Source organism: Streptacidiphilus sp. BW17, from assembly GCF_041262485.1.
Lineage (GTDB): Bacteria > Actinomycetota > Actinomycetes > Streptomycetales > Streptomycetaceae > Streptacidiphilus.
This window is the reverse complement of record NZ_JBGCCR010000007.1, coordinates 63,449-88,733: the sequence shown is the minus strand read 5'-3', so window position 1 is coordinate 88,733 and position 25,285 is coordinate 63,449. Positions and strand designations below refer to the sequence as shown.

The window sequence follows — 25,285 nt, the reverse complement described above, 5'->3', positions numbered from 1 at the left end:
CCGGTGGGCGGAGTTTGTGTGGATGTCACACGGGGCCGATGGAGCGATCCCCATCTGCGTACACCGTACCCGGTTGACGGGCGGGCGGCTATGCATTTATTGCGCCTCGCGGGAGCGCATGCTACGTGCGCGCGGTGTACGGTCGGATTCCGGTGCGCGGCGGCTCATCGTAGATAGCTTACCTGCCGACCGGCAAGCAATGTGGTCCACACCACAATTCCCCCCTTACGTACGGGGCGATAACGGCCTACTCTGATCGTTGCTTGCCAGTTACTGGTGAGTTAAATAAACATCAGCAGGCACAGCATCCTCGGGGTCAGCCCGGGATCACACCGCCTCACTTCGGCACCGCCTTACGTAGTACCGCCCCACCTCAGCAACGCCCCCGCCGTCCGCACCGCATCAGCCCTCCCGCCGCCCCATACCGGCCGGACGGGCACCGGAGGAAGCCGTGAGCTTGAAGCCGCTCGTCGCAGAACCCCTGCTGGACAACCGCCCCGAGTCCGTTGCCCAGCTTTTCCTGGCCCGCGTGGCAGCCACCCCGGACCGGGTCGCCTACCGCTACCCCGTGCCGGTGGACGAGCATGCCGCAGACGGTGCCCCGGGCGCGGAGCAGTGGCGGCCGATGACGTGGGGCCAGGCTGCGGAGCGCGTGCAGCACATCGCGGCCGGGCTCATGTCCCTGGGGATCGAGCCGGAGCAGCGCGTCGGCATCTCCTGCTCCACCCGGGTCGAGTGGATCCTCGCCGACCTCGGCATCATGTGCGCGGGCGCGGCGGTCACCGCGGTGTACCCGAGCACCAACGCCGAGGAGACGGCGTTCATCGTCTCCGACTCCGGCAGCCGCGCCATCGTCGTCGAGGACGCCAAGCAGCTGGCCAAGATCCTCAGCGTGCTGGCCGAGACGCCCGAGCTGCGGACGGTCGTCACCATCGACGGCAGCAAGCCCGACGCCGAGGCGGCCTCCGCCGCCGCTGCCGCGGGCGTCGAGGTGCTCGGCCTGTCCGAGCTCGAGGAGCGCGGGGCCGCCCACCTCAAGGACCATCCGGACGAGGTCACCGACGCCGTCGCCGCGATCAAGCGCGAGCAGCTGGCCACGCTGATCTACACCTCCGGCACCACCGGTCGCCCCAAGGGCGTCCGCCTGGTCCACGACTGCTGGTCCTACCAGGCCGCGGCGCAGAGCTCCCTGGGCCTGACCGACGACACCGACGTGCAGTACCTGTGGCTGCCGCTGTCGCACGTCTTCGGCAAGACGCTGACCTCGGGTCACATCCAGCAGGGCTCGGTGATCGCCGTCGACGGTCGCGTCGACAAGATCATCACCAACCTGCCGGCGGTCCAGCCGACGTACATGGCTGCCGCGCCGCGCATCTTCGAGAAGGTCTACAACGGCATCGCCAGCAAGGCCCGGGCCGAGGGCGGCGCCAAGTACAAGATCTTCATGTGGGCGGCCGGTGTCGCCCGCGAGTACGCCGAGACGGCGCAGAAGAACCAGATCGCCACCGGTTCGCGGACCGTTCCTTTCCCGCTCCAGGCCAAGCACGCGGTCGCGGACAAGCTCGTCTACGCAAAGATCCGCGACGCGTTCGGCGGTCGGCTCCGCGCCTGCGTCTCCGGCTCGGCGGCGCTGGCACCGGACATCAACTTCTTCTTCTCCGGTGTCGGCGTCCACATCCTCGAGGGCTACGGCCTGAGCGAGAGCAGCGCCGGCTCCACGGTCAACCCCGGCGAGGGCTACCGCGTCGGCACGGTCGGTCGCCCGCTCCCGGGCACCGAGGTCCGCATCGCCGAGGACGGCGAGGTCCTGCTCCGCGGCCCCGGCGTCATGCGCGGCTACCACAACCAGCCGGAGAAGACCGCCGAGGTCCTGGAGTCCGACGGCTGGTTCCACACCGGCGACATCGGCGAGCTCGACCAGGACGGCTTCCTGCGGATCACCGACCGCAAGAAGGACATGTTCAAGACCTCCGGTGGCAAGTACGTCGCCCCGAGTGAGGTCGAGGGCCGGTTCAAGGCGGTCTGCCCGTTCGTCAGCAACATCCTGGTCATCGGCAACGGCCGCAACTTCTGCGCCGCGCTGATCACCCTGGACGAGCCGGCCATCATGCAGTGGGCGGCGGACAACGGCCAGGCCGGCAAGGACTACGCCGACGTCTGCACCTCGCCGCAGACGCACACGTTGATCGGCGGTTACGTCGACGAGCTCAACGGCCAGCTGCAGCGCTGGCAGACGGTCAAGAAGTTCACCGTCCTCCCGCGCGACCTGGACATCGAGCACGGCGAGCTGACGCCGAGCCTGAAGGTCAAGCGCCCGGTCGTGGAGCGCGAGAACGCGGCGCTGATCGAGGCGATGTACGAGGGCTCGCGCGAGGCCTGAGCCCGGCCCGGTGGGGCGGAAACCCCCGTCCCACCTCCTCGGGGAGCGGCCCGTCGGCATGTCCACGCGCGTGATCACGGACAATGGGTGTCATGCCTTCCGCTCTGCCTGACGGCGAAGCCGTCCCGGCTGACGGTTCGCTTCCCGAAACCGCCCTCGCCGGGCTCGGGACGCGTCCGTTCGGCTTCTACGTCCACGTGCCCTATTGCGCCACCCGCTGCGGGTACTGCGACTTCAACACCTACACCGCGACGGAGCTGCGCTCCTCCGGCACAGTGGCGTCGCAGGAGACGTACGCCGAGCATCTGGTCGCCGAGATCCGCCTCGCGCGCACGTTGCTCGGGGACGCGGACGTGCCGGTGGAAACCGTCTTCCTCGGCGGTGGCACGCCGACGCTGCTGCCCGCCGCCGACCTGGTCCGGATGCTGGCCGCGATCCGCGAGGAGTTCGGCCTCGCGCCCGGAGCCGAGGTGACCACCGAGGCCAACCCGGAGTCGGTGGACCCCGCGTACCTGGCGGAGCTGCGCGAAGGCGGCTTCAACCGGCTCAGCTTCGGGATGCAGAGCGTCCGCCCGCACGTGCTGCAGCTGCTCGACCGGCACCACACTCCCGGGCGTCCGCAGGCCTGTGTCGCGGAGGCACGGGAAGCCGGGTTCGAGCACGTCAACCTCGACCTGATCTACGGCACGCCGGGGGAGTCGGACGACGACTGGGCCGCCTCGCTCGACGCGGCGCTCTCGGCGGAGCCGGACCACATCTCCGCCTACGCGCTGATCGTGGAGGACGGGACCCGACTGGCGGCCCGGATCCGGCGCGGGGAGATCCCGATGACGGACGACGACGTCCACGCCGACCGCTACCTCCAGGCCGAGGAGCGGCTCACCGCTGCCGGAATGGAGTGGTACGAGGTCTCGAACTGGGCCACCTCGAAGGCCGCGCGCTGCCGCCACAACGAGCTGTACTGGACCGGCGCGGACTGGTGGGGCGCCGGACCGGGCGCGCACAGCCACGTCGGCGGCGTCCGCTGGTGGAACCGCAAGCACCCCGCCGCCTACGCCGCAGCCCTCGCGGCGGGTGAAACTCCGGCGCAGGGACGCGAGCGGCTCGCGTCGGAGGACCGCCGCGTCGAGCGGATCCTGCTGGAACTCCGCCTCTCCGAGGGCTGCCCGCTGGACCTCCTCCAGCCGGACGGCCGCACTGCGGCGGACCGCGCCCTCGCCGACGGCCTGCTGCAGCCCGAGCCCTTCGCTCAGGGCCGCGCCGTCCTCACCCTGCGCGGTCGCCTCCTTGCCGATGCCGTCGTCCGCGACCTGGTCGACTGAGCAGGCGGGATTGGGCGTGACCAGGCGGGATCGAGCGGGATCAGGCAGGGTTGAGCGCGTCGCGCAGGGCGCGCAACCAGTGCGCCGTCGTCCGTCGGGTGACAGACGTCTCCGGCGCGTAGGCCTCGAAGAGGTGCCACGCACCGGGGACGTCCTTGATCTCGACCGGGACGTCCGCCTCGATGAGGCGGCGCGCGAAGTCGAGGCCCTCGTCGCGGAGCGGATCCAGGCCGCAGGTCAGCACGTAGGCGGCGGGCAGGCCGCGCAGGTCGGTGGCACGGGCGGGTGCGGCGTAGGCGGGGGCGTCGCCGCGGTCCGCGCCGAGGTAGGTGTCCCAAGTGCGGGGGATGCCGGGGCCGTTGGTGAAGCGCCGGTCGGTCACCCGCCGCCGGGACGGGTAGTCGTCCCGATCGTCCAGGAGCGGGATCAGCAGGCCCTGGAAGGCGACCGCCGGGCCGTCCCGGTCGCGGGACATCAGGCAGACCGCCGCCGTCAGTGAGGCACCGGCCGACGCCCCGGTGACGGCGATCCGGTCGGGGTCGATACCGAGCCGCTGCGCGTGGGCGGCGATCCAGACCAGCGCGGCGTAGCAGTCCTCCACCCCGGCCGGGTAGCGGTGCTCCGGCGCGAGCCGGTAGTGCACGTTGACGACCACCGCGCCTGCAGCGACGGTTGCCTGACGGGCCATCGGGCTCGGTCCATCCAGCTCGCCGAAGGAGAAGCCGCCGCCGTGGATGTAGAGCACAGCGGGGAGCGGGTTCGCCGCGTCGCGGGGCAGTGCTGTCGGTCGCACGATCTGGAGGTCGATCCGGTTGCCGTCGGGCCCGGTGCAGGCCGCTTCCTCGATCTCGACGGTCGTGTCGGCGGCGACCGCCTCCATCCACGGTGCCATCAATGCCTTGAATCCGTCCCGGGTCGCCTGGATGTCGACAACGGGGTTCTCGGGACGCTCGGGGAGCTTGTCCAGGACAGGGGCGAGCTCGGGGTGAACGTAGGACATCACGGCTGTCAGCCTCCGCGGTCGTTGAATAGTCTCACTGATACGGTCGCGCTGATATCGAGACTATGGTCTCAATGATACGGTGTCAATGAGGTTATCGAAGGGGTAGGAGGAGGCAGCGTGGCAGCGGATGAGCAGGAGGAGTGCAGCCCCTCCGGATACGTCGTCCTGGGTCTGATCGCCCGGCACGGGCCGATGACGCCGTACGAGCTCAAGGCGCGGACGGAGGAGAGCGTCCAGTTCTTCTGGCCGATCCCGCACGCGCAGCTCTACCGCATCCCGGCGCGGCTCGCCGAGCTCGGGTTGCTGCACGAGGAGGCGGAGGAGGACGGGCGCCGACGTCGGGTCTTCCACCTGACCGACGCCGGACACGCCGCGCTGGCCCGTTGGCTGGCGAACCCGCACGCGCCGGAGCCGGAGACGCGCGACCCGGCCCAGCTGAAGCTCTTCTTCGCCGATCTCGGCGGCCCTGGCGACGTCGTCGCCTTGGCGAAGGCCCGCGCGGCCCAGCACCGCCGCTGGCTCGACCTCTACGAGGGCCGCCTCGCCGAGCTCGACCAGGCGGCGCAGCACGACGGCGAGCAGAGCCTTGCCCGGCGGCGCATCCTCACGCTGGCCGCCGCGCACGAGCGGGCCTATGTGGACTACTGGGAGTCCTTGGCCGCCGAAGAGGGTGAGTAGGGAGCCAGGGGTCAGCTGGTGACGAAGTCGATGAGCTCCTCGACCCGGCCGAGGAGGGCCGGGTCGAGGTCCTTGTAGGAGTGGACCGAGCCGCGGATGCGCTTCCAGGCGGCGGACGTGTCGAGGGGCCAGCCGAGGCGGGAGCAGATGCCCGTCTTCCAGTCCTCACCGCGCGGGACGTCCGGCCAGGCGGGGATGCCGACAGCGGCGGGTTTGACGGCCGCCCAGATGTCGATGAAGGGGTGGCCGACGACCAGCACGTGGTCGCCCGTCACCTGGGCGGCGATCCGGGACTCCTTGGAGCCGGGGACCAGGTGGTCGACCAGCACGCCGAGGCGGCGGCCCGGTTCGGGGCCGAACTCGGCGACGATGGCGGGGAGATCGTCGATGCCCTGGAGGTACTCGACCACGACGCCCTCGATGCGCAGGTCGTCGCCCCAGACCTTCTCCACCAACTCGGCGTCGTGGACGCCCTCGACGTAGATCCGGCTCGGCAGCGCGACCCGTGCCTTCGCGCCCCGGACCGCGACCGACCCGGACGCGGTCCGGCCGGGTCCTGCGGAACCACCCGCGGGACCCGGAGCCGAGCCGCCCGTCGGGCGGACCAGGGTGACCGGTCGGCCGTCGATCAGGAAGCCGCGTGGCGTCATCGGGAATACGCGGTGCTTGCCGTGGCGGTCCTCCAGGGTGACCGTGAAGCCCTCCGCCGTCTTCTCGCAGCGGACGACCGCGCCGCAGAAGCCCGTGGACGGCTCCTCCACCACCAGGTCCCGTTCGGCGGGGACCTCCGGCACCGCGCTCGGGCGCTTCCACGGGGGCGTCAGATCGGTCATGCCACGGGCGTCGTAACGGCTCACGGGACGATCATTACAGACCGGGCGCGCCCCAGACCGGGAACCAGCGGGTCAGGTCCTGCTCGATCCGGAGGTCGTTGCCGATCATCGCCTTGATCTGCAGCTCCAGCGGGTTGTCCCGCTTCTCGCCGGGGAGCGGGGCGAACGGGTAGAAGGCGCCGCGCTTGTAGAGGTAGACCAGGGCGAACCGGCGGCCCTGCGCGTTCTCGAAGTTGACGAGGGTGCAGAGCAGCTGCGGGCCGAACCCCTGGGACTCCAGCGCCGAGTTGACCGCATGGACGTCGTTGACCAGCGAGACGATGTCGTCCGGGTCCTGGCGGGCGGTGATCCAGGAGTAGCCGTACGAGTCGCGCGGGGTGACCTCCACAGGGCGGCGGCCACGGCCCGTGTCGGCGTCCAGCAGGGCCTGGACCTCCTGCTGGACCTCGGCGAACGCCCCGCCCTCAGCGGGGGCGAAGCAGACCGAACCGACGCCGGTGGGTTTGTAGCCGGCCGCGGCCTCCAGGGTGATGGCCGCCGAGGGCAGGCCGAAGAGCTGGTCCAGATCCGGCTTGACCGGCTTGGTGCGGCCGAGCAGGGCGTCCAGGAAACCCATCGCTCAGTGGTCCTCTCTACTACGCGAGTGCAGTCAGGAGTGTTCAGCTCCGGCCCAGCTCGGCGGAGATCTTGCCGAGCTGCTCCAGGCGCTGGTCCAGCGTCGGGTGGCTGGAGAAGGCGTTGCCGACCGCCTCGCGGGCCGAGAGGGCCGGGGCGAAGTAGAAGGCGTTGAACGGCTGGGACTTGCGCAGATCCTGGGTCGGGATGGCGCCGATGTCGCCGGTGACCTTGGTGAGCGCGGAGGCCAGCGCCGACGGCTTGCCGGTGAGCAGCGCGGCCGAGCGGTCCGCCGAGAGCTCGCGGTAGCGGGAGAGCAGGCGGGTCAGCAGGAAGCTGATGGCGTAGACGATCGCGCTGACCGCGATCACGGCCAGAATTGCCATGCCGGTGTTGTCGTTGTCGCGGTTGTCCCGGCGGTCGAAGCCGCCGAACATGCCGAACTGCAGGCCGACGCGGGTGATGATGCCGGCCAGCACGCCGAGGAAGCCGGCGATGGTCATCACCGCGACGTCGCGGTGCGCGACATGGGACAGCTCGTGCGCGAGGACGCCCTCGAGCTCCTCCGGCTCCAGGCGCCGCAGCAGACCGGTGGTGACGCACACCACAGCGTTCTTCTCGTTGCGGCCGGTGGCGAAGGCGTTGGGCATGTCGCTCTGGGCCACGGCGACGCGCGGCTTGGGCATGTCGGCCAGTGCGCACAGGCGGTCGACCGCCCCGTGCAGCTCCGGGTACTCCTGTGGCGACACCTCGCGCGCGCCCATGCTGAACGCGGCGATCTTGTCGCTGAACCAGAACTGCACCACGAACAGGCCGCCCGCGATGATGACGACGATCGGCCACGCGCCACGCAGCACGACCAGCAGCACGCCCACGAAGACCACGAACAGCAGGCCGATCAAGAACATCGTGATCAGCATGCGGCTGGTCAGGCCGCGGTCCGGCGCGAAACGAGTCCTGGACATGGTGTCCCTCCTGGGCGGTGAACTGCGGCTGCAATTCTGCCTTGCCGCACTCGGTATGTGGGCCGCCCTCGGTATGTGGTACGTCTGACGAGGTCCAGTCGTTCCGGTCGCGGACCGTCGCGCTTTACACTGACAGCTGACCGATCCTGGCACTCGTATGTCCAGAGTGCCAGAGCTGATGTAGTGACGAGATCAGTACGAGCGGTGCTTGCAGCAAGAGCAGCGCTGCGACAAGCACAGCAAGCCGACCGGACCGACTGGAGGTGCGTACCGTGCCCGAGGAGCGCCGGCTCGACGACCGCAAGCTTGCGGTGCTGCGGGCCATCGTCCAGGACTACGTCGGCACGGAGGAGCCGGTCGGCTCCAAGGCGCTGGTGGACCGGCACAGCCTCGGTGTCTCGTCGGCCACGGTCCGCAACGACATGGCCGTCCTCGAGGAGGAGGGCTACATCCACCAGCCGCACACCAGCGCCGGCCGGGTGCCCACCGACAAGGGGTACCGGCTGTTCGTGGACCGGCTGACGGAGGTCAAGCCGATGTCGGTCGCCGAGCGCCGGGCCATCACCAACTTCCTCGACCACGCCGTCGACCTGGACGACGTCGTGGCGCGCACGGTCCGGCTGTTGGCGCAGCTCACCAGACAGGTGGCGGTGGTCCAGTACCCCTCGCTCACCCGTTCCACGGTGCGGCACGTCGAGTTGGTCCCGTTGACGCCGACCCGGGTGATGCTGGTGCTGATCACCGACACCGGCCGGGTCGAGCAGCGCATCGTCGACTGCCCGGGGCAGGTGGGCGAGGTCATGCTGGCCGACCTGCGGACCAGGCTCAACGCCCGGGCGGCGGGACAGCGCTTCGCCGAGGTGCCGACCTTGCTGCAGGACCTGCCCGAGACCTTCGCGCTCCAGGACCGGGCCTCCGTCACGACCGTGCTCTCCACTCTCTACGAGGCGCTGGTCGAGCAGACCGAGGAGCGCGTGGTGATGGGCGGCACGGCCAACCTGACCCGGTTCCCGCACGACTTCCCGCTCACGATCGCGCCGGTGCTCGAGGCGCTGGAGGAACAGGTGGTACTCCTTCGACTACTCGGGGAGACCGCTGATCCTGGTGTGATGGTCAGGATCGGTCACGAGAACGCCTATGAAGGGCTCAATTCCACGTCCGTCGTCTCGGTGGGCTACGGTTCCGGCGAGGAGACCGTCGCCAAGCTCGGGGTGGTCGGGCCGACTCGGATGGACTACCCGGGAACCATGGGGGCCGTCCGGGCGGTTGCACGGTACGTGGGTCAGATCCTGGCCGCGTCCTAGTGGCAGCACGGCAGTAGCACGCAGGTGCACGGCAGGCGCACGGCAGGCGCACGAGCCTCAGACGGAGAACAGCGGAGCATTTTGGTGGCCACGGACTACTACGCGGTACTCGGCGTCCGACGGGACGCGGGTCAGGACGAGATCAAGAAGGCTTTCCGCCGACTGGCGCGTGAGCTGCATCCTGACGTCAACCCGGACCCGAAGACCCAGGAGCGGTTCAAGGAGATCAACGCCGCCTACGAGGTGTTGTCGGACCCGAGCAAGCGCCAGGTCTACGACCTGGGCGGCGACCCGCTCTCGTCCACGGGCGCCGCCGGTGGGGCCGGCGGCTTCGGGACCGGCGCGGGCTTCGGCTTCAGCGACATCATGGATGCCTTCTTCGGCGCAGCCGGTAACCAGCGCGGCCCGCGGTCGCGGACCCGGCGCGGTCAGGACGCCATGATCCGGATCGACATCGATCTGGAGGAGGCGGCCTTCGGCACCACCAAGGAAATCCAGGTCGACACCGCCGTCGTCTGCAACACCTGCAACGGCGAGGGCGCGGCCCCCGGTACCTCCGCGCAGACCTGTGACATGTGCCGCGGTCGCGGTGAGGTCTCCCAGGTGACCCGGTCCTTCCTGGGCCAGGTCATGACCTCGCGTCCGTGCCCGCAGTGTCAGGGCTTCGGCACCGTCGTGCCCACCCCCTGCCCGGAGTGCGCCGGCGACGGCCGGGTCCGCGCCCGCCGCACGCTGACCGTCAAGATCCCGGCCGGTGTCGACAACGGCACCCGGATCCAGCTGGCCGGCGAGGGCGAGGTCGGCCCCGGCGGCGGCCCGGCCGGTGACCTCTACGTCGAGATCTCCGAGAACGCCCACGAGATCTTCCAGCGGCGCGGCGACGACCTGCACTGCACGGTGACCCTGCCGATGACGGCGGCCTCGCTCGGCACCAAGGTCCCGCTGGAGACGCTGGACGGCGCGGCGGAGATCGACATCCGTCCCGGCACCCAGTCCGGCCAGTCCATCCCGCTGCACGGCCGGGGCATCACGCACCTGCGCGGCGGCGGACGCGGCGACCTGATAGTGCACGTCGAGGTCCTGACGCCGAGCAAGCTCGACGCCGAGCAGGAGGACCTGATGCGCAAGCTCGCCAAGCTCCGCGGCGAGGAGCGCCCGTCGGGCCAGTTCGCACCGGGTCAGCAGGGCCTCTTCTCGCGCCTCAAAGACGCATTCAACGGTCGCTGACGCGTTCAACGGTCGCTGACCAACCCTCAAGAAGCACGTCGGAAAGAGCACGCACGTGACCGCGCCCGTCTTCCTGCTGGACGCCGACCGCTTCGCACCCGTGGGCGGGCTGGTCCGCCTGGACGGGGCGGAGGGGCGGCACGCCGTCTCGGTCAAGCGGTTGACCGTCGGTGAGGAGGTCGTCCTCACCGACGGAGCGGGCCGGGGCGTGCGCGGCGCCGTCGCCTCGGTGGAGGGCAAGGACGTCCTTGCCGTCACCGTCACTGAGGTGCTGGACGAGCCGGAGCCGGAGCTGCGGATCACCGTCGTCCAGGCGCTGCCCAAGGGCGACCGGGGCGAGCTGGCCGTCGAGTTGATGACCGAGGTCGGCGTCGACGAGGTCGTGCCGTGGGCCGCGTCGCGCTGCATCACGCAGTGGAAGGGCGACCGGGGCGCCAAGTCGCTGGCCAAGTGGCGGGCCACCGCGCGCGAGGCGGGCAAGCAGTCGCGTCGGCTGCGCTTCCCCGTGGTGCAGGACCTGATGACGACCCGTCAGGTCTGCGCGCTGCTCGCCTCGGCCACCGTCCCGGGTGTCCTGCACGAGGAGGGCGCCGCTGCGCTCGCCTCCGCGCCGCTGCCGGTCTTGGGCTCGGTGGTCCTCGTCGTCGGGCCGGAGGGCGGCGTCTCCCCGGACGAGCTGGACGCCTTCACCACCGCCGGTGCGGGGGCGTACCTGCTCGGGCCGTCCGTGCTGCGCACCTCCACGGCGGGCGTGGCCGCCGGCGCGCTGCTGCTGGGGCGCAGCGGGCGCTGGGGGTAACCGCCGACTACGCGTGCGGCAACTCGCGTGCGCTAAATGCGCGTGCGCGGAGCGGGTGCCTCGGCTAGCTTGCGCGTGATGCTTACAACAGACGGATATCTCAGCTACCCGGACATCCACGGTGGCTTGGTCGCCTTCGTCGCCGAGGACGACATCTGGCTGGCGCCGGTCGGGGGCGGCCGTGCCTGGCGGGTCAGCGCCGACCGGGTTCCGGCGGCTCGGCCCCGCTTCTCGCCGGACGGAACCCAGTTGGCCTGGGCGTCGACCCGCGACGGCGCGCCGGAGGTGCACGTCGCGCCCGTTGCCGGAGGCCCGGCCCGACGCCTGACCCACTGGGGCAGCGCCAAGACCAGCGTCGTCGGCTGGAGCGAGACCGGCGAGGTGCTGGCACTGAGCACTCAGGGCCGGCGCTCCCGGGCGCACACCTGGGCCCACGCGGTCCCGCTGGACGGCGGCCCGGCCCGGACGCTGCCCTACGGCCGCGTGGGCGGCGTGGCCTTCGGGGCCGGCGGCGTGCTGTTGGCCTCGGCCGGGATGGGACGCGAGCCCGCGCAATGGAAGCGCTATCGCGGCGGCACGGCGGGCAGGCTCTGGATCTCCGCCGGGGAGGACGGCGAGTTCAGCCGGATCCACGCGGAGCTGGACGGCAACATCGACTCGCCGATGTGGGTCGGCGACCGCATCGCGTTCCTCTCCGACCACGCGGCCGGCGAGGACGACGGCGAGCCGGTGGGCCGGCTCTGGTCCAGCCTGCCGGACGGCAGCGATCTGCGCTGCCACACCGAGCACGGCTTCTACGCCCGCAACGCCGCCACCGACGGTGGTCGCGTGGTCTACCACTGCGCCGGTGAGCTCTGGCTGTTGAACGACCTCGACGAGGGCACCCGGCCGCAGCGGCTGGAGATCGCCCTGGGCGGGCCGCGGACCGATCGGCAGCCGTACCCGATCGCCGCGTCCGACCACCTCGGCACGGTCGCCCCGGACGCGCAGGCGCGGGCCAGCGTGGTCGAGGTGCGCGGCACCGTGCACCTGCTGACCCACCGTGACGGCCCGAGCCGCGCGCTGGCCGTCACGTCGGGTGTGCGCAACCGGCTGCCGCAGCTGCTTCCTGACGGCTCGTCGGTGTGGGTCACCGACGCCGAGGGCGACGACGCGCTGGAGTTCTCCGACGGCCGTCGCGTGCTGGGCGGGCGGCTGGGGCGGGTCGAGGAGCTGGCCGTCTCCCCGGACGGCAGCCTGCTGGCGGTGGCGGACCGGCTCGGCCGGATCCTGCTCGTCCCGGTCGCGGAGCCGGAGGCGCTGCGCGAGGTCGACCGCAGCAGTTTCGAGCAGGCCGAGGGGCTCGCCTTCTCGCCCGACTCACGCTGGCTGGCCTGGTCGCACTCGACCGCGGCCGAGGGGATGATGCGTCAGATCCGGCTGGCGCGCACGGTCGGTGGCAGCGAGTCGACCGAGCCGATCGAGGTGACGCCGGTCCGGTTCCGCGACTGGTCGCCCGCGTTCACCGCGGACGGCAAGCACCTCGCCTTCCTCTCCGCCCGTGACTTCGACCCGGTCTACGACCAGCACGTCTTCGACCTGTCGTTCCCGCTGGCCGCCCGTCCGTACCTGCTCACGCTGGCCGCGGAGACGCTGTCCCCGTTCGGCCCGCAGCCCGACGGCCGGGCCACGGGCGGGGGAGCGGACGCCACGGCCGACGCCGGAAGCGACGGCGACAGCGCCGCGCCCCGGACCGTGGCAGCCACCGCGGCCGACACGGTGGTCGACACCGACGGCCTTGCGGCCCGGATCGTGCCGTTCCCGGTGCCGTCCGGGCGCTACGGAGAGCTGAAGGCGGTCAAGGGCGGCGTCGCCTGGCTGCACCACCCACTGGTCGGCAGCCTGGGCACCGGCAGGGCCACGCCGGATGCGAGCGCCGAGCGCAGCTCGCTGGAGCGGTTCGACCTCGAGAAGCTGCGGGTCGAGACCCTGGTCGACGCGCTGGACGGCTACGCGGTCTCCGGTGACGGCAGCCGACTGGTGGTCAGGGACCACGGTGAGCTGACGGTGCTGCCCGCCGACCGCAAGGTCGACAAGGACGAGAAGGACGACCGGGTCGCGGTGGACCTCGGCCGGATCCGGGTGACCGTCGACCCGACCGCCGAGTGGCGGCAGATGTTCGACGAGGCCGCCCGGCTGATGCGCGACAACTTCTGGCGCGCCGACCTCGGCGGCGTCGACTGGGACGCGGTCCAGGCCCGCTACCGACCGCTGGTGGAGCGGCTGGGCAGCCACGGCGACCTGGTCGACCTGCTCTGGGAACTCCAGGGTGAGTTGGGCACCTCGCACGCCTACGTGACCCCGCCGGGCGGTGGGGCACGAGGCGGGCAGGGACCGGACAAGGCGCGTCGGCAGGGATTCCTCGGCGCCGACCTCGCCCGTGACGAGCAGGGCGTCTGGCGGGTGGCCCGGGTGCTGCCCACCGAGTCCTCCGCCCCGGAGGCGCGGTCCCCGCTGGCCGCCCCCGGCGTCGCGGTACGGGCCGGGGACGCGCTGCTCGCGGTCGACGGTCGGGCGGTCGACCCGGTCACCGGCCCGGCCCCGCTGCTGGTCGGCACGGCCGGGAAGCCGGTCGGGCTGACCGTCCGGCGCAGCGGTGAGAGCGACTCCCGCACGGTGGTCGTGGTCCCGCTGGCGGACGAGGAGCCGCTGCGCTACCACGCCTGGGTCGCGGACCGCCGGGCCCACGTCCACGCCGTCTCGGGCGGACGGCTCGGCTATCTGCACGTGCCGGACATGGTGAGCAACGGCTGGGCGCAGCTGCACCGCGACCTGCGCACCGAGATCGGGCGCGAGGGCCTGGTCGTGGACGTCCGTGAGAACCGCGGCGGCCACACCTCGCAGCTGGTGATCGAGAAGCTCCACCGCCGGGTCGTCGGTTGGGACTTCCCGCGCGACAGCGTCCCGACCACGTACCCGTTCGACGCCGCGCGGGGACCCATGGTGGCGGTGACGGACGAGTACGCCGGCTCGGACGGGGACATCGTCGGGGCGGCCTTCCAGGCGCTGAAACTCGGTCCGGTCGTGGGCGTCCGCAGCTGGGGCGGCGTGGTCGGCATCGACGGCCGCTACCAGCTGGTCGACGGCACGGGTGTGACCCAGCCGCGTTACGCGATCTGGATGGAGGGCTACGGCTGGGGCCTGGAGAACCACGGCGTCGACCCCGACGTCGAGGTCGTCTGCACCCCGCAGGACTGGGTGGCGGGACGCGACCCGCAGCTGGACGAGGCGGTCCGGATCGCCCTCGCCGCCCTGACGGAGCACCCGGCGGCCCAACCCCCGGCCCTGCCGGAGCTCTAGTCCCTTCAGACCTCAGGCAGCCTCTTCGGAGCTCCGGCCCAGTCTGTCGGCAGTCCTCGGTACGATGCACGCGTAGCGAGGACTGCTGACGCGAGGAGCGTGCGGGATGATCGGCGAGGTCCAGGCGGACTGCCTGTTCTGCAGGATCGTGGCGGGCGAGATCCCGTCCACCAAGGTGCGCGAGACCGAGCACACCCTCGCCTTCCGTGACATCAACCCGCAGATGCCGACCCACGTGCTGGTGGTGCCGAAGGCCCACTACCCGAACGCCGCCGCGCTGGCCGAGGCGGACCCGGCGCTGGCGGGTACGGTGCTGGCCGAGGCCGGGCGGGTGGCCGGGGACGAGAAGGTGGCCGACAGCGGCTACCGGCTGATCTTCAACACCGGCAGCGGCGCGGGGCAGACCGTCTTCCACGCCCACGTGCACGTGCTGGGCGGCGGCAACGGCGAGCTGCACGAGCGGCTGGTCTGACGGGGTGTCGGCTCGTGAGCTGGTCGTGCTGGGCACGGCCAGCCAGGTGCCCACGCGCCACCGGAACCACAACGGCTACCTGTTGCGCTGGGACGGCGAGGGCCTGCTGTTCGACCCGGGCGAGGGCACGCAGCGGCAGATGCTGCACGCCGGGGTCAGCGCCCACCAGATCACCCGGATCTGCGTCACCCACTTCCACGGCGACCACTGCCTGGGCCTGCCCGGCGTGATCCAGCGGATCAACCTGGACAGGGTCCCGCACCCCGTCACGGCCTACTACCCGGAGTCGGGCGGTCACTGGTTCGAGCGGCTCCGGCATGCGAGCGCCTTCCACGAGACGGTGCCGCTGGGGTCCGAGCCGGTCGCGGGCGAGGGAGCGGCCTTCCCCGGCCCGCGCTTCGAGCTCCAGGCGATCCGGCTCTCCCACCCGGTCGAGTCCTACGGCTACCGCCTCGTCGAGCCGGACGGCCGCCGGATGCTGCCCGGGAGGCTGCGCGAGCTGGGGATCGCCGGTCCCGAGGTCGGGCAGCTCCAGCGCGAGGGCCGGCTCCAGCGCGACGGCCAGGCACCGGTGACGCTGGACGACGTCAGCGAGGGCCGGCCGGGGCAGCGGGCCGCCTTCGTCATGGACACCCGGCTCTGCGACGGCGTGCACGCCCTGGCCGAGGGAGCAGACCTGCTGGTCATCGAGGCGACCTTCCTGGACGCGGACGCGCACCTGGCCGAGGAGCACGGCCACCTCACCGCCGCCCAGGCCGCCCGCGTGGCCGCCGAGGCGGGCGTGCGGACGCTGGTGCTGACGCACTTCTCGCAGCGCTACCCGGACCTGGACGGTCACCTCACCGAGGCCCGCAAGCACTTCGACGGCGAGATCGTGGTCGCCGAGGACCTGATGCGGGTGCCGGTTCCCGCCCGTACAACGGGCCGTAAACCACTGGCGAATCCGCGCTGAGCAGCGCAGCATCATTGTTCCCGGCCGTTCCGTCCGTCGTACCCTTTCCCTATCAGACGGACCCGACAGTGAAATGGGATGAGGCAGGCCCGAGCGGCCGACCCATGGTTTCTCAAACTGGCGAGACTCGCACCAAGACGGATGCGCAGCCGAAGCAGAACCAGGCACGCATCGTCATTCCGGAAAAGCACCCGATGGTGACCGTGCTCGGCACCGGGGACTCACTCCTCCGCGTGATCGAGAAAGCCTTCCCCGCCGTCGACATCCATGCCCGTGGCAACGAGGTGACCGCCACCGGTGACCCGGCCGAGACGGCTCTCGTCCAGCGCGTGTTCGACGAGATGATGCTGGTGCTGCGCACCGGCCAGCCCCTGACCGAGGACACCGTGGAGCGTTCGATCGCCATGCTGCGCAAGGCGGTGGAGGACCCGAACAGCCCGGAGGCTCACGAGAGTCCGTCCGCCGTCTTCACGGCGAACATCCTCTCCAACCGGGGCCGGTCCATCCGCCCCAAGACGCTCAACCAGCAGGGCTACGTCGACGCCATCGACCGGCACACCATCGTCTTCGGCATCGGCCCGGCCGGTACCGGCAAGACGTACCTGGCCATGGCCAAGGCGGTCCAGGCGCTGCAGGCCAAGCAGGTCAACCGGATCATCCTGACCCGCCCGGCCGTCGAGGCCGGCGAGCGGCTCGGCTTCCTGCCGGGCACGCTCTACGAGAAGATCGACCCGTACCTGCGCCCGCTCTACGACGCGCTGCACGACATGATCGACCCGGACTCGATCCCGCGGCTGATGGCCGCCGGGACCATCGAGGTCGCCCCGCTCGCGTACATGCGTGGACGGACCCTCAACGACGCGTTCATCATCCTCGACGAGGCGCAGAACACCAGCGCCGAGCAGATGAAGATGTTCCTGACCCGTCTCGGCTTCAACTCCAAGATCGTGGTCACCGGTGACATCACCCAGATCGACCTGCCGGGCGGTACGACCAGCGGTCTGCGCGTGGTCCAGGACATCCTGGCCGATGTGGACGACATCCACTTCACCCGCCTGACCAGCGCCGACGTCGTCCGTCACAAGCTGGTCGGCCGGATCGTCGACGCCTACAGCCGCTACGACGCGCTGGGCGAGTCAGGTCGACCCGGCACGAACGGCGCCGCGCCGCACCAGGCCCGGCACTCCAAGTAGCCCCGGCACAACGAACAGCACCGCCACAACACACAACCCAGGCACCACCCCGCTTCCCGACGAGAACTCAGAAAGCCGAGACCCGCACCCGCCATGGCGATCGACATCAACAACGAATCCGGCACGGAGGTCGACGAGGAGGCGCTCCTCGACGTCGCCCGCTTCGCGCTGGACCGGATGCGCATCCACCCGCTGTCCGAGCTCTCCGTCATCGTCGTCGACGAGGAGGCCATGGCAGCCCTGCACGTGCAGTGGATGGACGAGCCCGGCCCGACGGACGTGATGTCCTTCCCGATGGACGAGCTGCGGCCCGGCAAGGAGGACGAGGAGCTGCCGCAGGGTCTCCTCGGCGACATCGTGCTCTGCCCGGAGGTGGCGACCACGCAGGGCGCCGCCAACGGGCACTCGATGGACGCGGAGCTGCAACTGCTCACGGTCCACGGGGTGTTGCACGTGCTCGGCTACGACCACGAGGACCCGGAGGAGGAGCGCGAGATGTTCGGCCTCCAGAAGCGGATCCTGGACGACTGGCGCGCCGCACGCGGCGAGACCGGCCCGTCCCCGGCTCCGACCACCCGATAACGCGGGGTAGTCGGACATGAGCGGCTTCAGTACCAGCTTCCTCGTCGGGGCGGTGCTGCTCGTCATCTGCGCGTGGCTGGCCGCGTGCGCCGAGGCGGGTATCTCGCGGGTCTCCCGGTTCCGGGCGGAGGAGGCGGTCCGGGCGGGCAAGCGCGGGTCGGAGCGGCTGCTGGCGCTCGCGCGTGACCCGATCCGCTACCTCAATCTGGCCACGCTGATCCGGGTCACCTGCGAGATGGCGGCGGCCGTGCTGGTCACCGTGGTCTGCGTGCGCGGCTTCCACCACACCTGGCAGGCGGTGCTGGTGTCGATCGGCGCGATGGTGCTGGTGTCCTTCGTCGCCGTCGGCGTCTCGCCGCGCACCATCGGCCGCCAGCACCCGCTGAACTCGGCGACCGCGGCCTCCTACGTGCTGGTGCCGCTGGCCCGGGTGATGGGCCCGATCCCGCGGCTGCTGATCCTGCTCGGCAACGCGCTGACGCCGGGCAAGGGCTTCCGCGAGGGCCCGTTCGCATCCGAGGCGGAGCTGCGTGCCCTGGTCGACCTGGCCGAGAAGGACGACCTGATCGAGGACGACGAGCGGCGCATGGTCCACTCCGTCTTCGAGTTGGGCGACACCATCGTCCGCGAGGTGATGGTGCCGCGCACCGACCTGGTGCTGATCGAGCGCGGCAAGAACGTCCGGCAGGCCCTGACGCTGGCGCTGCGCAGCGGCTTCTCCCGGATACCGGTGGTGGGCGAGAACGAGGACGACGTCGTCGGCATCGCCTACCTGAAGGACCTGGTCCGCCGTACCCACACCAACCGTGACGCGGAATCCGAGCCGGTCGGCCAGGTGATGCGCCCGGCCACCTTCGTCCCGGACAGCAAGCCGGTCGCGGACCTGCTGCGGGAGATGCAGCGGGACCGGATCCACGTCGCGGTCGTCATCGACGAGTACGGCGGGACGGCGGGTCTGGTCACCATCGAGGACATCCTGGAGGAGATCGTCGGTGAGATCACCGACGAGTACGACCGCGAGGCCCCGCCGGTCGAGCCCCTCCCGGACGGCTCCTACCGGATCACCGCCCGGCTGCCCGTGGAGGAGCTGGGCGAGCTGTTCGGTATAGAACTCGACGACGAGGACGTGGAGACCGTCGGCGGTCTGCTGGCCAAGGCTCTGGGCAGGGTCCCGATCCCCGGTTCCCAAGCCGAGGTCCTGGTCCCTGCCGCAGACGGGCTGCCGATCGCGGCGATCCGCCTGACTGCGGAGAGCACGGCGGGCCGCCGCAACCGGATCGGGACGCTGCTGGCGTCCCCGGTCCTGCGGGCGGCCCACCACTTCGCGGACGAGGCCGAATCCGGCGCCGACGCGGACTGATCACTTCCTGCGGGCCGCGGCGCCCAGGCCGGCGGCCACCGCGAGGGCGAGGACGGCCAGCGCCACGGCGTCCGCGCCCAGGCCCAGCTTGACGCCGCCCAGCACGTCCGCGTGCGTCGAGGCGAGCGCGCTCAGCAGCGGGATGCCGACGGTCATGCCGACCTGCTGCGTGGTCGTGGCCAGTCCGGTCGCGAGACCCTGCTCGGCGTCCGGCAGGCCGGAGGTCGCGGTGACGTTGTAGCCGACGATCGCCGCCATGTGGCCGATTCCCGCCAGCGAGATGACCGTCAGGAACAGCCAGGTGCCGCGCGTTCCGGCGCTGATGCCCAGCAGCCCGAAGGTGAGCGCCGCCTGCAGCAGCAGGCCGCCGACCAGGACCTTGGCGGAGCCGTGACGGGAGACCAGACGCGGTGCCACCGTCCCGGTGACCGCGCAGACCACGCCGAGGGCGCCGAAGACCAGCCCGGTCAGCACCGGCGACAGGTGGTTGACCTGCTGCAGGTAGAGCGTGCCGAGGAAGACCGCGCCGGGCATGGACGCGAGGGTGGCCAGGCCGCCGAGGTTGCCGAAGGCCACGGTCGGGCGACGCAGGATCCGCAGCGAGACCAGCGGCTCGGCGGTACGGGCCTCGATCACGACGAAGGCGGTCGGCAGCACGGCCGCCGCGATCAGGGTGACCAGTACGGACGTGTCACCGAAGCCGTGCTGCGCGGCCGTGGAGAGGGCGTAGATCAGCGACAGCAGGCCGCCGGTGACCGTCACCGCGCCGGGCACGTCGATCCGCGGACGCACCTCGTTGCGCGACTCGGTCAGCAGCAGCGGCGCGGCGACCAGCACGGCCGCGCCCATCACCACGTTCAGGCCCATGGTCGACCGCCAGGTCAGCAGCTGGGTCAGCACCCCGCCCAGCACCATGCCGCAGGTGAAGCCGATCGCCATCAGGCTGCCCATGATGCCGAGCGCCCGGTCGCGCTGCGGGCCCTCACGGAAGGTCGTGGTCAGCAGTGCCATCCCGGACGGTACGATCGCCGCCGCGCCGAGTCCCTGGAGCGCCCGGCCGATCAGGAAGCTGGTCGGTGACCAGGCGAGGGTGGCCAGCACGGACGCCGCGGTGAAGAGCGACAGCCCGGTCAGGAAGATCCGGCGTCGGCCGACCGAGTCGGCGATCCGCCCGAAGAGCAGCAGGAACCCGCCGGACGGCAGCGCGAAGGCGGTCATGCCCCACTGCAGGTTCGCCTGCGACAGGTGCAGCGCGCGGCCCAGCGTGGGGAGCGCGATGTTGAGGATGGAGAAGTCCAGCGCCACCGCGAACTGGGCGGCACAGAGCACGAAGAGGACCAGCCGGGTCCGTCCGGAGAGCCTGCCTGTGGACGGAGCGAAGGGGTCTTCGGTGAGAGCGTCTTCGGTCAGAGGGCCACTGGTGCGGGAGAGTGTCGAGTCGATCGCCATGACCAGCATCGTGCTGCGGTTCAACAGGTGGTGGAGAGAGGGCGCTTGTCCTGTTGGTGGGAACACCAGGCAACCAGGGTCGGTTAGTCTGGGCACGCAGCCGGACGGCATGGGGGAACAGGGGAGTCCGTGGACGTTCGTACCAGTACTGCTGACGCACGCCGCCGGGCGGATCTGCGCGAGTTCCTGATGAGCCGACGGGCGCGGGTCAGCCCCGCCGAGGCCGGGCTGCCGGACGGCGGAGCGCGGCGGCGGACGCCGGGGCTGCGCCGCGAGGAGGTCGCGGTGCTGGCCGGGGTCGGCGTGAGCTGGTACCAGTGGCTGGAGCAGGGCCGCGACATCACCGTCTCCGGCCAGGTGCTCGACTCGGTCTCGCGGGTGTTGCGCCTGGACGAGCCGGAGCGGCGGCACCTCTACGTGCTGGCCGGTATCAACCCGCCGCTGGAGGCGGTCCCGGAGACGAACACGCCGGTGGCCGAGTCGATCCGACGGCTGATCGACTCCTGGATGCCGATGCCGGCCAACGTCATCGACCGGTACTGGAACAGCATCGCGGTCAACGACGCGGCGGGGTCCGTCTTCGACATGACCGACTCCTGGCGCAACTGCCTGATCGCGTACTTCACCAACCCCATCTACCGCGCCCGGAACGTCGGTTGGGACCAGGACGCGGCGGCTGCCGCGGCCGAGTACCGAGCGGTCGCGGCGGAGTTCCCCGGGGACGAGGGGTTCCTCCAGATCGTCGAGGAACTGGCGGGAACGAGCGAGGAGTTCGCCGCGCTCTGGGCACGCGGCGACGTCCGCCGTCCGGGCACGCGCTCCAAGCTGATCGACCATCCGCTGGTCGGCGACCTGCACTTCGAGAGCACCCAGCTGCGGGTGCCGGAGCGGCCGGACCTGACCGTCGTGCTGCACAACGCGGTCCCGGGCACGGACACCATGGCCAAGCTGGAGTGGCTCGCCTCCCCGGAGGGCCGCCGCTCGACGTTCCGGCCGCTCGCGGGCTGATCCGTGCATGTGGCGGCCTCGTCCGGTTGATCCGTGCACAGAGGTGGTGCCCGATGGGCGGCGGAGGAGCATGTGCCTGCACGAGCAGCCGCACGAGCAGTCAGCACGAGTCGCCGGAGACGTCCATGGCCCCCACCTTTGCCGAGTCCGCAGCCTTCCTGCAACTGGAGTTGGCCGCGTTGCGGCGGGAGATCCACCGGGAGCCGGAGATCGGCCTGGACCTGCCGAAGACGCAGGCGCGGATCGTCGCGGCGCTGGACGGTCTGGGGTTGGACGAGCACAGCCTTGAGGTGACGCTCGGGCGGAAGCTGAGCAGCGTCACGGCGGTGCTGCGTGGCGGGCGTCCGGGTCCTGCGGTGCTGCTGCGGGCGGACATGGACGCGTTGCCGGTGCAGGAGACGAGCGGTCTGCCGTTCGCCTCGCAGATCCCGGGGGCGATGCATGCCTGTGGTCATGACCTGCATGTGGCCGGACTGGTGGGCGCGGCGCGGCTGTTGGCGGAGCGGCGGGAGGAGCTCGCCGGGTCGGTGGTCTTCATGTTCCAGCCCGGCGAGGAGGGCCAGGGCGGCGCGCAGCAGATGATCGACGAGGGCGTGCTGGACGCGGCAGGCGAACGCGTGGTCGCCGCCTACGCGTTGCACGTCGCCGCCGCGCTGCTCCCGGCCGGGTGGGTGGCGGGGCGTCCCGGGCCGATCATGGCCGCGTGCGACAAGCTGCAGGTCACCCTGCGTGGTCGCGGCGGGCACGGTTCCAGCCCGCATTCCGCCCTGGATCCGGTCCCGGCGGCGTGCGAGGCGGTGCTGGCGCTCCAGTCGATGGTGACCCGGCGGTTCGACGCCTTCGACCCGGTGGTGCTGACCGTGGGCACATTCCACGCGGGCAGCGTGGAGAACGTCATCCCGGAGACGGCGACCTTCGCCGCGACCATCCGCTCGTTCTCGGTCGAGGCGCGGGCACGGGTCTTCGAGGAGTCGCTGCGCGTGGTGCGCGGCGTGGCCGAGGCGCACGGGCTGACCGTGGAGGCCGAGATCGAGCCCGGCTACCCGGTCACCGTCAACGACCCGGCCGAGGCCGCCTTCGCCGCCCGGACGGTGGCGAGCACGCTGGGGGAGGGCCGGTACGCCGAGATGCCGCACCCGGTGGCCGGATCCGAGGACTTCGGCGTCATCGGCGCGCTGGTGCCGTCCGCGTACGTGATGCTGGGCGCGTGTCCGGCGGACCGGGATCCCCTCGCGGCCCCCTACAACCACGCCCCGGAGGCGGCCTTCGACGACGGCGTCCTGGCCGACGGCGCCGCGCTGCTCGCCGCGCTGGCCTTCGACCGCTTGGCTTAGCCGCCGAGGTCAGTCCAGGCGTTGGGGCCAGGTTAGCCGCCGAGGTCAGACAGGCGTTGAGGTCGGGTTAGGCGTCGATCGGCACATAGCCGACCGCGCGTCCCTCGGGGTCGAGGAGGCGGCCGACGAGTTTGACCGTGCGCAGCGTGACCTGACGGTCGATCACCCGGGCCGTCGGGAACGCGTGGCCGAACGCGGCTTCCACCCGGCGGGCCTCGCCGACCTGGTGGGTCATCACATACGCCACCACATTGGCCTCCGCGCCCGCGACCACGCCGCACATCCGGGTCTGGGCGAGGTCGCCGAGCCAGCGGCAGGCGGCGTCGAGGTCCGCCGACGGGACGTCCAGCCACAGCGTGGTGCCGACCGCGTGGCCGCCCAGGCGCGGGCTCGCGTCGCAACGCAGCACCAGGCGGCCGGAGCGGCGCAGTTCGTCGACGCGGCGGCGGACCGTGGTCGGCGGCAGCCCGGTCCGCTCCGCCAGCTCGGCGAAGGTCATCCGGCCGTCCGCGCCGAGCGCCTGCATCAGCGCCCGGTCGGTCGGGCCGAGGCGTGCGGGGCTGCCGTCGGTCGCGGGCCGCTCGCTGTCGAGCAGGTCCCCGTCGGGCCGGTCGCCGATGGCCTCGCGCTGCTCCGGGTCGAGTGCGCCGTCGCGCCAGGTGCTGCCCTCGCGCAGGGTGCGTTCGACGAAGGCGGTCCGGGTGCGCAGCACGCCGGGGACGTGGCTGACGCGGTCCAGCACGTAGGCCGTGAGCTGATGCGGGGTCAGCGCGGCCACGGTGACGATCACGTCCGCGCCGCCGCTCACCAGGTCGACGGTCGGCGCCTGCGGGTCCCTCGCCAGCGTCGCGGCCACCTGGGTGACGGCGTCGGCCCGGCACTCCACCGAGACCAGTGCCGTGAGGCCCCTGCCGATCCGCTCTGCGGACGGGTAGCAGGTCACCCAGGCGTCGCCGTCGGCGGAAAGCCGGGCCCAGCGCCGGGACAGCGTCGCGGGGTCGACGCCGAGCGGCCCGGCCAGCCGGGACCACGGCGCCCGCGGGTCGGCCCGCAGCGCGTCGACCAGGGCCAGGTCCAGTTCGTCGATCACAGCCGCCATGATGGCCGATCCGTACTGCCGTGTCCCCGCACGAACGGTGTCCACACTCGAACGGTGTCCCTGCACGAACCGTGTCCCTCCGGGCCCGCGAGGGCTAGCCTCGGAATCGATGTGATCATCGAGCTCGGGAGGTCCGTCCATGACCACGACACCCACCGCCGCCCTTCGCGAGTCCGCCGCCTCGCTGCAGCCGGAGTTGGCCGCGCTGCGGCGGGAGATCCACCGGGAGCCGGAGATCGGCCTCGACCTGCCGAAGACGCAGGCCCGGATCCTCGCGGCGATCGCGGGACTGGGTCTGGACCAGCACAGCCTGAAAGTGACGCTGGGTCAGAAGCTCAGCAGCGTGACGGCGGTGCTGCGTGGCGGGCGTCCGGGTCCTGCGGTCGTGCTGCGCGGGGACATGGACGCGTTGCCGGTGCAGGAGACGAGTGGTCTGCCGTTCGCCTCGCAGATCGCGGGCGCGATGCATGCCTGCGGTCATGACCTGCATGTGGCCGGACTGGTGGGCGCGCTGCGGCTGTTGGCGGAGCGGCGGGAGGAGCTGGCCGGGTCGGTGGTCTTCATGTTCCAGCCCGGCGAGGAGGGTCAGGGCGGCGCGAAGATCATGCTCGACGAGGGCCTGCTCGACGCGGCCGGGGTCGAGGTCGTCGCCGCTTACGGGCTGCACGTCGTCGCCGGGGTGCTGCCCGGCGGTGTGGTCTCCGGCCGCCCCGGACCGGCGATGGCGGCGGCCGACAGCCTCTACGTCACCATGCGCGGTCGCGGCGGCCACGGCTCGGCCCCGCAGGCCGCGCTGGACCCGATCCCGGCGCTCTGCGAGGCGGTGACCGCGCTGCAGACGATGGTGACCCGGCGGTTCGACGCCTTCGACCCGGTCGTCGTCACCGTCGGACACATCCAGGGCGGCACCATCAACAACGTCATCCCGGACGACGCGTCGTTCGAGGCCACCGTCCGCTCCTTCTCACCCGAGGCACGGGCCCGGGCCGAGGAGGAGACGCTGCGGGTGGTGCGCGGGGTCGCCGCCGCGCACGGGCTGGAGGTGGACGCGCGCTACGAGCGGCTCTACCCGGTCACCATGAACGACCCGGCCGAGGCCGAGTTCGCCGCCCGGACCGTCCGTGAGCTGCTCGGCGAGGACCGCTTCCGGCCGATGCCGCAGCCGCTCGCGGGCGCGGAGGACTTCTCCTTCGTCTGCGAGCGGGTCCCGTCCGCGTACTTCTTCCTCGGCGCCTGCCCGCCGGGCGGCGACCCGGAGACGGCCGCCTACAACCACTCGCCGGAGGCGCTCTTCGACGACTCGGTCCTCGCCGACGGCGCCGCCCTGCTGGCCCAGCTCGCGCTCGGTCGGCTCAGTCGCGAGAGCTAGTG

General features: G+C 71.6%; 21 protein-coding genes. 15 read left to right on the top strand and 6 right to left on the bottom strand.

Annotated elements, in window-relative coordinates; genetic code table 11:
• Positions 1-451: 451 nt before the first annotated feature.
• Positions 452-2,380 carry a long-chain fatty acid--CoA ligase gene (locus tag ABH940_RS11055; protein ID WP_370063435.1) on the top strand — a complete coding sequence of 643 codons (1,929 nt, stop codon included), beginning with the start codon at positions 452-454 and terminating at the stop codon, positions 2,378-2,380.
• 92 nt (positions 2,381-2,472) lie between these two features.
• On the top strand, positions 2,473-3,702 hold the full coding sequence (gene hemW / locus ABH940_RS11050; protein WP_370105139.1) for a radical SAM family heme chaperone HemW: 1,230 nt from the start codon (positions 2,473-2,475) through the stop codon (positions 3,700-3,702).
• 40 nt (positions 3,703-3,742) lie between these two features.
• Here the strand turns inward: hemW and ABH940_RS11045 are convergent, their stop codons facing one another.
• Positions 3,743-4,702 (bottom strand): alpha/beta hydrolase, encoded by a 960-nt coding sequence (locus ABH940_RS11045; RefSeq protein ID WP_370105209.1) that lies wholly within the window; start codon positions 4,700-4,702, stop codon positions 3,743-3,745.
• Positions 4,703-4,822: 120 nt separating this feature from the next.
• On the opposite strand from ABH940_RS11045, the gene ABH940_RS11040 reads away from it, so the two are divergent.
• Positions 4,823-5,383 carry a PadR family transcriptional regulator gene (locus ABH940_RS11040; RefSeq protein ID WP_370105138.1) on the top strand — a complete coding sequence of 187 codons (561 nt, stop codon included), beginning with the start codon at positions 4,823-4,825 and terminating at the stop codon, positions 5,381-5,383.
• Between the two features lie 11 nt (positions 5,384-5,394).
• Here ABH940_RS11040 and ABH940_RS11035 read toward each other — a convergent pair whose 3' ends face one another.
• The 3 genes from ABH940_RS11035 to htpX are packed head-to-tail and all read right to left on the bottom strand — an operon-like array spanning position 5,395 to position 7,796.
• Entirely contained in the window at positions 5,395-6,216 is an 822-nt protein-coding gene (locus ABH940_RS11035; RefSeq protein WP_370105208.1) for a DUF3097 domain-containing protein, read from the bottom strand.
• A gap of 34 nt (positions 6,217-6,250) precedes the next feature.
• Positions 6,251-6,832 carry a hypothetical protein gene (locus tag ABH940_RS11030; RefSeq protein ID WP_370063441.1) on the bottom strand — a complete coding sequence of 194 codons (582 nt, stop codon included), beginning with the start codon at positions 6,830-6,832 and terminating at the stop codon, positions 6,251-6,253.
• Positions 6,833-6,875: 43 nt separating this feature from the next.
• Entirely contained in the window at positions 6,876-7,796 is a 921-nt protein-coding gene (gene htpX / locus ABH940_RS11025; protein ID WP_370063443.1) for a zinc metalloprotease HtpX, read from the bottom strand.
• Positions 7,797-8,068: 272 nt separating this feature from the next.
• Here htpX and hrcA point away from each other — a divergent pair, with 272 nt between their 5' ends.
• The 9 genes from hrcA (at position 8,069) to ABH940_RS10980 (ending at position 19,024) form a co-directional block, all read left to right on the top strand.
• Positions 8,069-9,100, top strand: a complete 1,032-nt coding sequence (gene hrcA, locus ABH940_RS11020; protein WP_370063445.1) for a heat-inducible transcriptional repressor HrcA — start codon at positions 8,069-8,071, stop codon at positions 9,098-9,100.
• A gap of 84 nt (positions 9,101-9,184) precedes the next feature.
• Positions 9,185-10,327, top strand: coding sequence for a molecular chaperone DnaJ (gene dnaJ / locus ABH940_RS11015; RefSeq protein ID WP_370063447.1), 1,143 nt, complete (start codon positions 9,185-9,187; stop codon positions 10,325-10,327).
• A 55-nt stretch (positions 10,328-10,382) separates the two neighbouring features.
• Positions 10,383-11,126: a 16S rRNA (uracil(1498)-N(3))-methyltransferase gene (locus tag ABH940_RS11010; protein ID WP_370063449.1), complete on the top strand. Its 744-nt coding sequence runs from the start codon at positions 10,383-10,385 to the stop codon at positions 11,124-11,126.
• Positions 11,127-11,204: 78 nt separating this feature from the next.
• Positions 11,205-14,465, top strand: a complete 3,261-nt coding sequence (locus ABH940_RS11005; protein WP_370105137.1) for a PDZ domain-containing protein — start codon at positions 11,205-11,207, stop codon at positions 14,463-14,465.
• A 106-nt stretch (positions 14,466-14,571) separates the two neighbouring features.
• Positions 14,572-14,937: a histidine triad nucleotide-binding protein gene (locus ABH940_RS11000; RefSeq protein ID WP_370105136.1), complete on the top strand. Its 366-nt coding sequence runs from the start codon at positions 14,572-14,574 to the stop codon at positions 14,935-14,937.
• A gap of 4 nt (positions 14,938-14,941) precedes the next feature.
• Entirely contained in the window at positions 14,942-15,889 is a 948-nt protein-coding gene (locus ABH940_RS10995; protein ID WP_370063455.1) for a ribonuclease Z, read from the top strand.
• A gap of 104 nt (positions 15,890-15,993) precedes the next feature.
• The gene (locus tag ABH940_RS10990; protein WP_370105135.1) at positions 15,994-17,082 is read left to right on the top strand and encodes a PhoH family protein; all 1,089 of its coding nucleotides are present in this window, start codon (positions 15,994-15,996) and stop codon (positions 17,080-17,082) included.
• 93 nt (positions 17,083-17,175) lie between these two features.
• Positions 17,176-17,664 (top strand): rRNA maturation RNase YbeY, encoded by a 489-nt coding sequence (gene ybeY / locus ABH940_RS10985; protein WP_370063459.1) that lies wholly within the window; start codon positions 17,176-17,178, stop codon positions 17,662-17,664.
• A 16-nt stretch (positions 17,665-17,680) separates the two neighbouring features.
• Positions 17,681-19,024 carry a hemolysin family protein gene (locus tag ABH940_RS10980; RefSeq protein ID WP_370063461.1) on the top strand — a complete coding sequence of 448 codons (1,344 nt, stop codon included), beginning with the start codon at positions 17,681-17,683 and terminating at the stop codon, positions 19,022-19,024.
• On the opposite strand, the gene ABH940_RS10975 is transcribed toward ABH940_RS10980, so the two are convergent.
• A complete protein-coding gene (locus tag ABH940_RS10975; RefSeq protein WP_370105134.1) occupies positions 19,025-20,473 on the bottom strand; it encodes an MFS transporter in 1,449 nt (482 codons plus the stop codon).
• 129 nt (positions 20,474-20,602) lie between these two features.
• On the opposite strand from ABH940_RS10975, the gene ABH940_RS10970 reads away from it, so the two are divergent.
• Positions 20,603-21,481 carry a helix-turn-helix transcriptional regulator gene (locus ABH940_RS10970; protein ID WP_370063465.1) on the top strand — a complete coding sequence of 293 codons (879 nt, stop codon included), beginning with the start codon at positions 20,603-20,605 and terminating at the stop codon, positions 21,479-21,481.
• A 125-nt stretch (positions 21,482-21,606) separates the two neighbouring features.
• Entirely contained in the window at positions 21,607-22,815 is a 1,209-nt protein-coding gene (locus ABH940_RS10965) for a M20 family metallopeptidase (protein ID WP_370063467.1), read from the top strand.
• Between the two features lie 67 nt (positions 22,816-22,882).
• Here the strand turns inward: ABH940_RS10965 and ABH940_RS10960 are convergent, their stop codons facing one another.
• Positions 22,883-23,914, bottom strand: a complete 1,032-nt coding sequence (locus ABH940_RS10960; RefSeq protein ID WP_370063469.1) for an Lrp/AsnC family transcriptional regulator — start codon at positions 23,912-23,914, stop codon at positions 22,883-22,885.
• 139 nt (positions 23,915-24,053) lie between these two features.
• Between ABH940_RS10960 and ABH940_RS10955 the strand changes: the two genes are divergently transcribed.
• A complete protein-coding gene (locus tag ABH940_RS10955; RefSeq protein ID WP_370063471.1) occupies positions 24,054-25,283 on the top strand; it encodes a M20 family metallopeptidase in 1,230 nt (409 codons plus the stop codon).
• Positions 25,284-25,285 lie beyond the last annotated feature (2 nt).

What these genes read in the sequence shown, in the direction of transcription:
- ABH940_RS10980 (WP_370063461.1), top strand. Translation starts at nt 17,681, where the DNA reads ATGAGCGGCTTCAGTACCAGCTTCCTCGTCGGGGCGGTGCTGCTCGTC.
- ABH940_RS10990 (WP_370105135.1), top strand. Translation starts at nt 15,994, where the DNA reads ATGGTTTCTCAAACTGGCGAGACTCGCACCAAGACGGATGCGCAGCCG.
- ABH940_RS11005 (WP_370105137.1), top strand. Translation starts at nt 11,205, where the DNA reads ATGCTTACAACAGACGGATATCTCAGCTACCCGGACATCCACGGTGGC.
- ABH940_RS10975 (WP_370105134.1), bottom strand. Translation starts at nt 20,473, where the DNA reads ATGGCGATCGACTCGACACTCTCCCGCACCAGTGGCCCTCTGACCGAA.
- ABH940_RS11045 (WP_370105209.1), bottom strand. Translation starts at nt 4,702, where the DNA reads ATGTCCTACGTTCACCCCGAGCTCGCCCCTGTCCTGGACAAGCTCCCC.
- htpX (WP_370063443.1), bottom strand. Translation starts at nt 7,796, where the DNA reads ATGTCCAGGACTCGTTTCGCGCCGGACCGCGGCCTGACCAGCCGCATG.
- ABH940_RS11035 (WP_370105208.1), bottom strand. Translation starts at nt 6,216, where the DNA reads ATGACCGATCTGACGCCCCCGTGGAAGCGCCCGAGCGCGGTGCCGGAG.
- ABH940_RS10955 (WP_370063471.1), top strand. Translation starts at nt 24,054, where the DNA reads ATGACCACGACACCCACCGCCGCCCTTCGCGAGTCCGCCGCCTCGCTG.
- ybeY (WP_370063459.1), top strand. Translation starts at nt 17,176, where the DNA reads ATGGCGATCGACATCAACAACGAATCCGGCACGGAGGTCGACGAGGAG.
- ABH940_RS11000 (WP_370105136.1), top strand. Translation starts at nt 14,572, where the DNA reads ATGATCGGCGAGGTCCAGGCGGACTGCCTGTTCTGCAGGATCGTGGCG.
- ABH940_RS11030 (WP_370063441.1), bottom strand. Translation starts at nt 6,832, where the DNA reads ATGGGTTTCCTGGACGCCCTGCTCGGCCGCACCAAGCCGGTCAAGCCG.
- ABH940_RS10960 (WP_370063469.1), bottom strand. Translation starts at nt 23,914, where the DNA reads ATGGCGGCTGTGATCGACGAACTGGACCTGGCCCTGGTCGACGCGCTG.
- ABH940_RS10965 (WP_370063467.1), top strand. Translation starts at nt 21,607, where the DNA reads ATGGCCCCCACCTTTGCCGAGTCCGCAGCCTTCCTGCAACTGGAGTTG.
- hemW (WP_370105139.1), top strand. Translation starts at nt 2,473, where the DNA reads ATGCCTTCCGCTCTGCCTGACGGCGAAGCCGTCCCGGCTGACGGTTCG.